This is a genomic window from Tardiphaga sp. (assembly GCF_044340795.1).
GTDB lineage: Bacteria > Pseudomonadota > Alphaproteobacteria > Rhizobiales > Xanthobacteraceae > Tardiphaga.
In genome coordinates, this window is record NZ_JBIISY010000050.1 from 21,637 (window position 1) to 33,351 (window position 11,715).

Genomic DNA, 11,715 nt, shown 5'->3' on the forward strand with positions numbered 1-11,715 from the left:
GGCTGTTTCAGCGTCTGGATTGCGTTGGCGTTTCACCGAAACGGCGACGATAACGCTGGTTGAAATATGAAATCTCGTTGAAGCCGCTGGCCAGCGCGATCTCCCCGATCTTGAGTCGATCCCCGGCTTCACTGGTCAGAAGCTGCATCGCATGCTGCAAACGCCGTTCCAGCAACCGCTCCGTGAAACTCAGACCGGTTTCCTGCAGGAGATCCTGCACGTAGCGCGGAGACATTTGCAGCCGCCCTGCAATCTGACCGATCGAAAAATTGGGATCGTCGAAATTGCGCTCGATCTCCGCCACGATCTGCTGTGCACGCGAGGCGCGCAGACCTCGCGCAGTCGCTAGTTCCGCAACATCGCCGCGGGCGCCAAGAGCCAGCGCCGTGAGATCCAACAAGGTCGTGCTGATGTGCTCGTCAAGCTGCTGATCATGCGGGTCCCGCACCAGATCGACGGAGATATCAATGTAACGCTTCAGATGCGCAACAGCCGGACGACTTAGGTCGAGCGGCGTCACCAGCAGCGCATCGACATCATTCACAAGGGGCAGCAAACGCGCTCGGCTCACGGTCAAGGTCGTCGAACAGAAGCTCGCATCCGATCGCATGTCGATGGGCAGCCCGTTGGTGCCGAGAAATCCCTGCTGCGAGGACAGCATCGCCTCACGTCCGACCTGATCGATATTCAGCGCCGCTTCACCGCGATGAAACATCAGGCAGAAATCATCGTCAGGGCCGCGCGATATCGCCGTTTTCGAACGGCGAATGCGGCTGAAGGTGCCGCCGAACCGTGTCACATGTACATGCGCGTAATCGGCCCAATGCACGAATGCCGAGAAAGGACGCTCTTCTGCCCGCGTGATATCAACGCAACAGGTCAGCGCCTCCATGTTCTCGCACCAAAGCGCGAATTTCTCGTGATCCTGTAGCGCCGGGTCGAAGTCCTTCGAGACGAAACTAGCCTGATGCATGCACTCACTCGCTTTCATCGAAAGTGTAGCAACGCGGATCACCTTCGCTACAAGCAAATGTTTAGCGTGTGCAAGATTTTCGCAGGACAATGCGCGTATGTGCTGTTGCTGGCTCGCCACAGCGCCACGAAGTTTAGTCGTACTGCGCCAGAACTAAATTCCGCTTCGTCTCCGACCAAGACCGTCCCGAGCACCCTGTCATGATGCGCATGAGAGCTGCGAGTCCGACATCGCATTCGCCATGTCAGCTCGAACGCGCTTCACATGCCATCGCTCACCACTTGCGTGAGCCAGAAACTGAGGGACTTGACGATGAACAGAACGACGCTCGGCGCAGCATCTATCTTCGCTGCCGCCGCCATGCCTGCCGCAGCGGCCGATATGGCCTATCCGGTCAAGGCACCGATCGCGCCGGTGCCGGTGTTCTCCTGGACCGGCTTCTATATCGGCGCCAATGTCGGCTTCGGCGGAGACAAGTTCGACTATCCGTTCAGCGCCACCCAGCGACAATTGCAGGCCGAGACCGATCCCCTGGTCGCCAGCACGGCGGGCAAGTTCAGCCTGACATCCAGCGGCTTCTTCGGTGGTGGCCAGATCGGCTACAACTATCAATTCGCCAATGGCGGTGTGTTCGGCATCGAGACCGACATCCAGTGGTCCGGTATCAAGGGCCGGTTCGATGGCAACCAGACCGTCAATGACAACGGCATCGTGACGTCCGGTACCTTCAACACCGGCTCCGAGGTGGAATGGTTCGGCACGGTCCGCGGTCGCCTCGGCTATGCCTGGGATCGCCTGTTCCTGTACGGCACCGGCGGCGGTGCCTATGGCAAGGTCAACACCCAGGGCAGCTTTGCCATCACGGGCCCGAATGGCGTGATCGGCCAGGCTGCGCCGGTCACCAACAGCGGCACCCAGTGGGGCTGGACCGCCGGCGCCGGCCTCGAATACGCCATTGCGCCCCAGTGGTCGTTCAAGACCGAATATCTCTATGTCGATCTCGGCCGCACCAACCTGTCCTCGACCACCGTCAACGATGTCGCCAATGGCTTCTTCGCCACCTCTTCGATGGACGTGGAAACCCGGTTCCACACCATGAAGGCCGGCGTGAATTACCGGTTCTGATCTAACCATACGGCACTATGCGAGACGCGGCCCGCCCTTCGGACGAGGCCGCGTTTTGCGTTCGTCGGGCACGACCAACGCTGATTCCGGCCGCGACGGGGGCCGGAACTGGAGCGTTAACAAGTCCTGACAAGGGCGGATTTGGCTTGAAAATCTGCGCTTTAACGGGCAATCAGGCGGCTGTTTCGCAACGCCGAATGGGCTCCGGGCAGCGTCCTGCCCGGCCGCCTCTGGACCGCGGATGGCCAAAGTTACACGCAAAGTTACCGACGATCCCCATGGCGCCTGGGCGCTGATCCGCCGCCTCGTCACCGAGCAGGCCGCCACTTACTGGCGCCAATACCTGGCCGCCTTCCTGCTGATGGCTGTCTCCGCCGGGATGATGGCCGCCTCCGCCTATATGCTCGGCGAGGTCATCAACCAGGCCTATGTGGACAGGAGCGTCGAACGGATCGCGCTGTTCTCCGGCGTCGTCGTCCTGATCTTCCTCGTCAAAGGTGCGGCGACCTACGGCCATACGGTCATCCTGTCGAAAATCTCCAACGCCATCGTCGCCAACAATCAGCGCCGGCTATTCGCCAAGCTGATGAATGAGAGCATCGGCTTCTTTTCCGAGCGCCACTCCTCCGAATTCCTGCAGCGGCTGACAGCCGGCGCCAATTCGGTGACGCAGGTGCTCAGCTTGCTGATCAACGCCGTCGGCCGCGATCTGCTGTCTCTGATCGGCCTCGTCGCCGTGATGGTGATGCAGGATCCCTATATGGCGATCACCGGTTTTCTGGTCGCGCCTCCGGCCATCCTGGTGCTGCGAAAGCTGGTCCGCCGCATCAAGGGTCTGGCACGCAACCAGTTCACGGGCACAAGCGAAATCCTCGAAGTCATGCAGGAGTCCCTACAGGGCATCCGTACGGTGAAGGCTTTCACGCTCGAGCAGACGATGCAGGCTCGCATGGATGCCAGCATCAGCGCGGTGGAGCAGAACGCCAACAAGATGGCGCGGGTCTCCAGCCGCTCCTCTCCGCTGATGGAAACCCTCGGCGGCTTCGCCATTGCCGGCGCGCTGATGTATGGCGGCTACCGCGTGGTGGCGATGGGCGCGACACCCGGCCAGTTCTTCTCCTTCATCACCGCCTTCCTGCTCGCTTATGAGCCGGCCAAGCGCCTGGCGCGATTGAACATCGACCTCAACAGCCAGTTGATCGGCGCCCAGACCCTGCTGGAAATCGTCGATAGCCCGGCCACCGAGCCCAATGACGACCACAAGCCCGCGCTGAAGCTGACCGAGGCCCGCGTCGAGTTGCGCGACGTCACTTTCCGCTATCGCCCCGGCGAAACCGTGCTGGACCGCATGAGCTTCGTCGCCGAGCCCGGCAAGATGACCGCCCTTGTCGGCCCTTCCGGCGGCGGCAAGTCCACCGTGCTGGCCCTGCTGTTGCGCATGTACGAGGTTGGCGAAGGCCAGGTTGTCATCGATGGCCAAAACACCGCCGACATCTCCCGCCGTTCACTGCGTGGCCAGACCGCCTATGTGGGCCAGGATGTCTATATGTTCCGCGGCACCATTCGCGACAACATTGCTTTCGGCAAACCAGGTGCAACCGAGGACGAGATCGTCGCCGCTGCCAAGGCCGCTTGTGCCCATGACTTCATCCTCGGCTTCCCGCTCGGCTATGACACGCTGGTCGGCGAACATGGCACCACACTCTCTGGCGGCCAGCGCCAGCGCATCGCCATTGCTCGCGCGCTGGTGAAGAACGCGCCGCTGATCCTGCTCGATGAGGCCACCGCCGCCCTCGATTCAGAATCCGAAAAATCGGTCCAGGAAGCCATCGAACATCTCTGCCAGAACCGCACCACCATCGTCATCGCCCACCGCCTGCACACCATCATGCATGCCGATGCGATCCTGGTGGTCGAGGGCGGCGAGATCGTCGAGCGGGGGCGTCACGATGACCTGCTGCGCCGGGATGGCCGCTATGCCTCCTTTTTCCGCCTGCAGCATCGCGAAGCCTCCCCGCTGGCGCCGCTCGACGCAACGGCGTAAGAACTTCCCCGGCCGCCTCGCGGCGGATCAACGTCACTTGCAACCAGTCTGAGACATCCTTCATGACCGCTTCCTACGTGATCACTCCGCCGCCGCAGGCCGCACTCGCCGTTCAGGGCGAGGCCGCCAAATTCCCGGTCCGCCGCGTCTGGTGCGTCGGCCGCAACTATCTCGAGCATATCCGCGAGCTCGGCAATGATGAGCGCAACCCTCCCTTCTTCTTCGCCAAGCATGCCGACATGGCGGTGGCCGATGGCAGCGTGATCCCCTATCCGACGTTGACCAAGGACATGCAGCACGAGGTCGAGTTGCTGGTAGCGCTGAAGAGCGGCGGCCTCAACATCTCGCCCGAGCAGGCGCTCGATCATGTCTGGGGCTACGGCGTGAGTGTCGACCTCACTCGCCGCGACCTGCAGACCATTTCGCGCAAGAAGGAGCAGCCTTGGGAAATCGGCAAGTCGTTCGACATGTCCGCCCCGACAGGCGCGCTGATCCCGGCCGCGAAGTCCGGGCATCCCTCCAAGGGCAAGATCTGGCTGTCGGTGAACGGCACCGAGCGCCAGAAGGGCGACCTCTCGGAGATGATCTGGAATATCGCCGAGATCATCTCGAAGCTGTCGCTGCAGGTCGAGCTCGGTGCCGGCGACGTCATCCTTACCGGTACCCCTGCAGGCGTCGCTGCCTTGCAGCCTGGCGACAAGGTCGAGTGCGGGGTAGACGGAATCGGTACCTTGAAGTTCGCGATCAGCGAACCCAAGTAAGCGCCAGCAAAGCTGGACGAGCAAAGGCCGCGCATCCTGCGCGGCCTTTGTCGTTTTCAGCCCGGGATAAATCACATGACACTCGAACTCGGCCTAGACACGTTCGGCGACGTCACGCGCGGCGCTGACGGCCAGATGCTGTCGCACGCACAGGTCATCCGTAACGTCATCGACGAGGCTGTTCTCGCCGACCGGCTCGGCGTAGATTTCTTCGGCGTCGGCGAACATCACCGCGCCGACTTTGCCGTATCCGCACCGGAAGTCGTGCTCGCTGCCATCGCCGCGCGAACCAAGCACATCCGCCTGGGATCGGCCGTCACCGTGTTGAGCTCGGACGATCCAATCCGCGTCTTCCAGCGCTTTGCGACGGTCGACGCTGCATCCAATGGACGCGCTGAAGTCATCCTCGGCCGCGGCTCGTTCACTGAATCCTTTCCGCTGTTCGGCTTCAAACTCGATCAGTACGAGACGCTATTCGAGGACAAACTCGACCTGTTCGCAGAGCTGGTGAATAGCGAGGAAATCACCTGGACCGGCACCACGCGCCCTCCTCTCACCAATCAGCGCATCTATCCTCCGATCGAGACTGGCAATCTGACGACCTGGATCGGCGTCGGCGGCAGTCCGCAATCAGTCGTGCGCGCAGTGCGCTATGATATGCCGTTGATGCTGGCCATCATCGGCGGCGATCCCGAGCGCTTCAAACCCTATGTCGATCTCTATCACCGCGCTTATGCCGAAATTAAGCGACCGGTGAAGCCGATCGGCGTGCATTCACCCGGCTATGTCGCCGCCAGCGACGAGCAGGCGCGCGAGGATATCTGGGGCGATTACAAGCAGATGCGCGACCGCATCGGCAAGGAGCGCGGCTGGCCACCAATGGAGCGACACGAATTCGATCAGGAAGTCGATCACGGCTCCCTCTATGTGGGCTCGCCAGAGACCGTGGCTAAGAAGATCGCCAAGACGGCGAAGACGCTGGGCATCTCGCGCTTCGATATGAAATACAGCGCCGGTCCGCTGCCGCACGAAAAGCTGATGACCTGCATCGAGCTATACGGGACCAAGGTTATCCCGATGGTGCGCGAAATACTGGCCTGATCGTCGCGTCTCAGTCTGCCGAGATAGCAACAATCAGCGTGCATCAGCCTCCCATTCGGACATGCCGATGCACGCCACGGCTTCAAATGACCACCCAATGTATTGCCAGCCCCTCGGGCATACGCTACACATTAATGCAACTTAAGGTTTATTAAATTCGCAAGTCAAGGAGGTGTCCGGTGGGCTCCAAGTTGAACTATGCAGTTTGCTTTGCCGGATTGGCGACGATGGGCGGCAGCGTTTCCGCTGCTGACATGCTGGTCAAAACCTCCCTGGACGCCCGTGCCTGGATGAATCCGATCCTCATCGCCAATACGCAGGTCGGCCTGAGCATCGTCGGACAGCGCGTCGACTATTACGAGACGACATCAACGGACCCTCGCTTCAGCAGTGAGGCCGGCTGGCTTCCGGGTCTTCAGTTCGGACTGTCCGCCATGGGTCCGGCAGGCCCCGTGAGCAATATATACTTCATGGGCGCGTTCACCTGGCTCTATGGACAAACGCAATATGGAGCGTCAGGCGGCCCGGTGAGATCGGATCGCAGCGGCGCGGACATCCGCGCTCTCGATCTTCGATTTGGCAAAGGGTTTGAAATCGCAGCCGACTGGATGGTGACCCCATATCTTGGAATGGGCTACCGGGGCTGGGATCGTAGCCTCAGCAACCGGTTCGGCCCATCCGGATATGATGAGCTCTACGAGCACACCTATATCGGTGGCGGCATGCTGCTTCAGTGGGCGGCAACCGAGCGCCTCGTTCTGTCAGCCTCGGGCTTGATCGGCACGACTTCAGCTCCGACCATGAAGACATCTTACAATGGTGGCTTCCCCATCAATCCGTGGACCTACAATCTCGGCCCATCGTCCATCTATATGGCCGGATTGTCGGCCGATTACGCCCTCACCAATAAATGGCACATCAATGCCGGCATCGACTTTCTAGGTTTTAGATATGGTGCATCCCCATGGGCACCGGACGGAACGCGCGAACCGGACAGCCAGACATCCAACTGGACCGTCAAAGCCGGCTTCGGATACAGCTTCCACAAGCCATCCGCCGTTGCGGCGAATGACTGGTGATCGGGTAGCTTGGCCCCTCGCGAACAAAAAGCCCCGGATCGCTCCGGGGCTTTTCTCATTCAGCTCTGCAAGCAGAACTTAGTAGCGATAGTGCTCGGCCTTGAACGGGCCTTCCTGCTTCACGCCGATATAGGCGGCCTGCTCGTTGCTCAGCGTGCTCAGCTTGACGCCGATCTTCGCCAGATGCAGACGCGCGACCTTTTCGTCGAGCGACTTCGGCAGCACGTACACTTCCTTCTTGTACTTGCCTTCCTTGTTGTTGGCGTAGAGTTCGATCTGCGCCAGCGTCTGGTTGGTGAAGGACGCCGACATCACGAAGGACGGATGGCCGGTCGCGTTGCCGAGATTCACCAGACGGCCTTCCGACAGCAGGATCATGCGCTTGCCGTCGGCGAAGGTGATCTCGTCGACCTGCGGCTTGATATTGTCCCACTTCAGGTTCTTCAGCGCACCGACCTGGATCTCGTTGTCGAAGTGGCCGATGTTGCAGACGATGGCACGATCCTTCATCGAACGCATGTGCTCGATGGTGATGATGTCCTTGTTGCCGGTCGCGGTGACGAAGATGTCGGCGCGCGGTGCCGCGTCTTCCATGGTCACGACTTCATAGCCTTCCATCGCCGCCTGCAGCGCGCAGATCGGATCGATTTCGGACACCAGCACGCGGCAGCCGGCCTGACGCAGCGAGGCGGCCGAGCCCTTGCCGACATCGCCGAAGCCGGCAACCATGGCGACCTTGCCCGACATCATGACGTCGGTGCCGCGGCGGATGCCGTCCACCAGCGATTCACGGCAACCATAGAGGTTGTCGAACTTCGACTTGGTCACGGAGTCGTTGACGTTGATCGCGGGCCACAGCAGCGTGCCGGCCTTCTGCATGTCGTACAGGCGATGCACGCCCGTGGTGGTCTCTTCCGAAACGCCCTTGATCGAGTCGGCGATCGCCTTGAAATAGCCCTTCGGCTTTTCCTTAAGCTGCTTCTTCAACAGCGCGAAGAACACTTCCTCTTCTTCCGAGCCCGGCTTGTCCAGGAACGCGGTGTCACCGTTCTCGGCGCGCAAGCCGAGATGGACATACATGGTGGCATCGCCGCCATCATCGAGGATCATGTTCGGGTGGCCACCACCGTGCCAGTCGAACAGCTTTGCAGTGTATTCCCAGTATTCCGTGAGGGTTTCGCCCTTCACCGCGAAGACCGGAATGCCGGCAGCGGCGATCGCGGCGGCGGCGTGATCCTGGGTGGAGTAGATGTTGCACGAGACCCAGCGGATGTCGGCGCCGAGCGCTTTCAGCGTCTCGATCAGCACGCCGGTCTGGATGGTCATGTGCAGCGAGCCGGCAATACGCGCGCCCTTCAGCGGCTGCTTCGGGCCGAACTCTTCACGCGTGGCGATCAGGCCCGGCATTTCGGTCTCGGCAATCGACAGCTCCTTGCGGCCGTAATCGGCGAGCGAGATGTCCTTGACGATATAGTCGGTGAAGCCGACGGGGGCTTTGGTCATGGGAATGTCCTTGTTGTAGAGCGCCATAGAAGCGCTGGGAATGCTTCTCGCCGTCATGCCCGGGCAAAGTGCGAAGCGCGGCTTCGCCAGATAACCCGGACATCTATCGTGACCTGCGAAAGAAAACTGGATGGCCGGGTTAAGCCCGGCCATGTCGTTGTGTTTGGGTCTTAGACGTTGCGCTTCAGCGCATCGACGAGATCGGTCTTCTCCCAGGAGAAGCCACCATCTGCATCGGGCGTGCGACCAAAATGGCCGTAGGCGGCGGTGCGGGCGTAGATCGGCTTGTTGAGGTCGAGATGCTTGCGGATGCCGCGCGGGGTCAGATCCATCGACGCAGCGACGGCCGCCTCGATCTTGTCGTCAGCAACCTTGCCCGTGCCGTGGGTGTCCACATAGATCGACAGCGGACGCGCCACGCCGATGGCGTAAGCGAGCTGCAGCGTCGCCTTGTCGGCAAGACCGGCAGCGACGATGTTCTTCGCCACATAACGCGCAGCATAGGCAGCCGAGCGATCGACCTTGGTCGAATCCTTGCCCGAGAAGGCGCCGCCGCCATGCGGAGCCGCACCACCATAGGTATCGACGATGATCTTGCGACCGGTGAGACCGGCGTCGCCATCCGGACCGCCGATGAAGAACTTGCCGGTCGGGTTGATGTGCCAGATCGTCTTGTCGGTGATCCAGCCTTCCGGGAGCGCCTTGCGCACATAGGGCTCGACGCGCTCGCGCACCTGGTTCGAGGTCATGTCCTCGACGAGATGCTGATGCGAAACGACGATTTCGCGCACGCCGACCGGCTTGCCGTTTTCATACTGCACGGTGACCTGGCTCTTGGAGTCGGGGCCGAGCACCTTTTCGGTGCCGGCATGACGCGCTTCCGAGATCAGGCGCAGGATCTTGTGTGCGTAGAAGATCGGGGCCGGCATCAGCTCCGGCGTTTCGTTCGACGCATAGCCGAACATGATGCCCTGGTCGCCGGCGCCTTCTTCTGCATTGGTCGGCTGCTTGGCATCGACGCCCTGCGCAATATCGGCCGACTGCGGATGCAGCAGGATCTGCACGTCGGCGTTCTTCCAGTGGAAGCCGTCCTGCTCGTAACCGATATCCTTGATGGCGGCGCGGACGACGGCTTCGATGTGATCATTGGTCACGGTCGAGGGACCACGGGTCTCGCCGGCGATCACGACCTTGTTGGTGGTGGCGAGGGTTTCGCAGGCGGCGCGAATGTCCCAGGGATCGATGCCCGCCTTCGGGCCTTCGCGGAAGAACAGATCGACGATCTCATCCGAAATGCGGTCGCAGATCTTGTCGGGATGGCCTTCGGAAACCGATTCACTGGTGAAGAGATAAGACGCGCGCATCAACTAATCCTCTAGGTTGCGCCGGGGTCGGCAATTTCGCGAATGTGCTGAGAATGGCTTTTTTGGTGTGTCAGTCGCGACGCCGCGAGATGACGTAGGATTCGTCGTAGAACCAGAGACCGTTGTGCTTGCGCAAAACCTCTCTCGTGGCATCCAGATAACGGCCGCTCTGCGTCACTTCCGTCAAACGGTCATCCTCGATTTGGGCCACATAGACCGCCGCGTTCCAGGCTGCGAATGCCGTCGAGGTCCCGATCGATCCGGTGACCTCGTTCGGCAGCGCCTCCATGGCGTAGCGAAAGATCGACCGCTGGTCGGAATAGGCATTGAAGTTCAGATCGCGGCCGGCGGAGCCCAGCTCGTATTTCACTGCCCGCAATAGCTCATGCCGCGACACGGCGAAAGGATTTTCTTTGGGCCAGACGGCTTGGACGATCTCCATGCCGGGGTCCTGCCCATGCGAATGGATCCCGATCAACCGCCCACCGGCTCTGAGTGCGCGGGCCAGCGGTGCGATGATGCGGCGGGCGCGGAACTGGACGGAACTCTTCGCGCGATACGGCTGGGAGGCAATAATCAGGTCGAAATTGGCCTCTGTGCGGCCGGCCCGGGGGATGATGGTGTCGAGCAGGAAGCGGTGGTCCTCGCGATAAACCACAAGCGCCACGGGCCTTTCATAGGTCGGCATGCCCGAGCGGGGATTGATGCTGGCGCGCCAGTTGTCTTCTAGAAAAGCTCCAAGACCAGCGATCTGGTCAGCGAATTCGCCGGAAGAACCGCCCCGCAGGGGAACCTCGTGCCAGATCATCGCAGCCGCCGCGGCAGGCGATGCGGGGGTCAAGGACGGCGCTTCGGCATAGTGCATGTTGGTGAGGACGAAGACCGTGGCCGGATGCTCGAACAGGCGGTCCGGGATCTTGTCGAGGGTCAGGCGGGCGTCCTCGAGGCTGAGTTCCTTGCCCGCGATATAGAACGGCATATGCGGGAATCGCCCGTGCATCGAGCGCATCACGCGGGACAGCACGGTGCCATCGCCGACGCCGGCGTCGAACACCCGCAGCGCCGGCGGCCGCGGATGGATGTTGGCCAATTCCAGCGCCACGCGGTCGGCGATCACCCGCTTTTCCGAGCAGGTGTGCACGAACAGCAGGTATTTCTGCCGGTTTTCGAAGAATCGAAAATTGCTGCGCGGATCGCGGCGCTCGATCGGCGCTTCAAGTCCCGGCGGCGGTGGCACGCCTTCGGGCATCGACTGGGCGATGAAGGCCTGGATCCGCTCCAGCGTATCGATGGTGATGCGCTTGCCCTCGCGCAGGCGCGCGACCAGCTTGCCGTCATTCACCGCGCGGCGGCCGAAGGTGGATTCCGCCATGCCGGCTTGGCGGCAGAAATCAGCGATGGTGGCGAGTATCTGATCGTTCTTCATCGGATTTGTTGCGGCTTTCTTGCGGCAGATCCTGTGGCAGGCTTGCGGCAGCCAGACGGCGATGAGTGGGCAGAGATGCGTTCTGCCCACTCCCTAGCACGTCTTGCCCACCATGGAAATGACCCGCAAGTGTTCCGAATTGTCGTGTGACAGTCGCCCGGTTTTGCTAAGACGCCGCGGCGTCACACTCCACTTCAGGCGTTCCAGACAAGGTTGTTTCCATGCGCATCGCGATGATCGGCACCGGCTATGTTGGCCTCGTTTCAGGGGCCTGTTTTGCCGATTTCGGCCACCATGTGACCTGCGTGGACAAGGCAGCCAACAAGATCGAGGCCTTGG

General features: G+C 61.3%; 10 protein-coding genes. 6 read left to right on the top strand and 4 right to left on the bottom strand.

The window, feature by feature from the left end; all coding sequences use genetic code 11:
- Positions 1 to 7 precede the first annotated feature (7 nt).
- Positions 8 to 1,093, bottom strand: a complete 1,086-nt coding sequence (locus ACIQ17_RS10975) for an AraC family transcriptional regulator (protein ID WP_398468354.1) — start codon at positions 1,091 to 1,093, stop codon at positions 8 to 10.
- Positions 1,094 to 1,285: 192 nt separating this feature from the next.
- Between ACIQ17_RS10975 and ACIQ17_RS10980 the strand changes: the two genes are divergently transcribed.
- From ACIQ17_RS10980 to ACIQ17_RS11000, 5 genes are all read left to right on the top strand, one after another.
- Positions 1,286 to 2,098 carry an outer membrane protein gene (locus ACIQ17_RS10980; RefSeq protein WP_398468356.1) on the top strand — a complete coding sequence of 271 codons (813 nt, stop codon included), beginning with the start codon at positions 1,286 to 1,288 and terminating at the stop codon, positions 2,096 to 2,098.
- A 241-nt stretch (positions 2,099 to 2,339) separates the two neighbouring features.
- Entirely contained in the window at positions 2,340 to 4,142 is a 1,803-nt protein-coding gene (locus ACIQ17_RS10985) for an ABC transporter ATP-binding protein (RefSeq protein ID WP_398468358.1), read from the top strand.
- A 62-nt stretch (positions 4,143 to 4,204) separates the two neighbouring features.
- The gene (locus ACIQ17_RS10990) at positions 4,205 to 4,903 is read left to right on the top strand and encodes a fumarylacetoacetate hydrolase family protein (protein ID WP_398468361.1); all 699 of its coding nucleotides are present in this window, start codon (positions 4,205 to 4,207) and stop codon (positions 4,901 to 4,903) included.
- Positions 4,904 to 4,978: 75 nt separating this feature from the next.
- Positions 4,979 to 6,004 (top strand): LLM class flavin-dependent oxidoreductase, encoded by a 1,026-nt coding sequence (locus ACIQ17_RS10995; RefSeq protein WP_398468363.1) that lies wholly within the window; start codon positions 4,979 to 4,981, stop codon positions 6,002 to 6,004.
- 179 nt (positions 6,005 to 6,183) lie between these two features.
- Positions 6,184 to 7,083 carry a hypothetical protein gene (locus tag ACIQ17_RS11000; RefSeq protein WP_398468365.1) on the top strand — a complete coding sequence of 300 codons (900 nt, stop codon included), beginning with the start codon at positions 6,184 to 6,186 and terminating at the stop codon, positions 7,081 to 7,083.
- A 78-nt stretch (positions 7,084 to 7,161) separates the two neighbouring features.
- Here ACIQ17_RS11000 and ahcY read toward each other — a convergent pair whose 3' ends face one another.
- The 3 genes from ahcY to ACIQ17_RS11015 form a co-directional block, all read right to left on the bottom strand.
- The gene (gene ahcY, locus ACIQ17_RS11005; protein WP_398468367.1) at positions 7,162 to 8,586 is read right to left on the bottom strand and encodes an adenosylhomocysteinase; all 1,425 of its coding nucleotides are present in this window, start codon (positions 8,584 to 8,586) and stop codon (positions 7,162 to 7,164) included.
- Positions 8,587 to 8,756: 170 nt separating this feature from the next.
- A complete protein-coding gene (gene metK, locus ACIQ17_RS11010; RefSeq protein WP_398468369.1) occupies positions 8,757 to 9,950 on the bottom strand; it encodes a methionine adenosyltransferase in 1,194 nt (397 codons plus the stop codon).
- Between the two features lie 70 nt (positions 9,951 to 10,020).
- Entirely contained in the window at positions 10,021 to 11,376 is a 1,356-nt protein-coding gene (locus ACIQ17_RS11015) for a hypothetical protein (protein ID WP_398468371.1), read from the bottom strand.
- A 221-nt stretch (positions 11,377 to 11,597) separates the two neighbouring features.
- Between ACIQ17_RS11015 and ACIQ17_RS11020 the strand changes: the two genes are divergently transcribed.
- On the top strand, positions 11,598 to 11,715 hold a 118-nt coding region (locus tag ACIQ17_RS11020), incomplete at its 3' end, for an NAD-binding protein (RefSeq protein WP_398468373.1).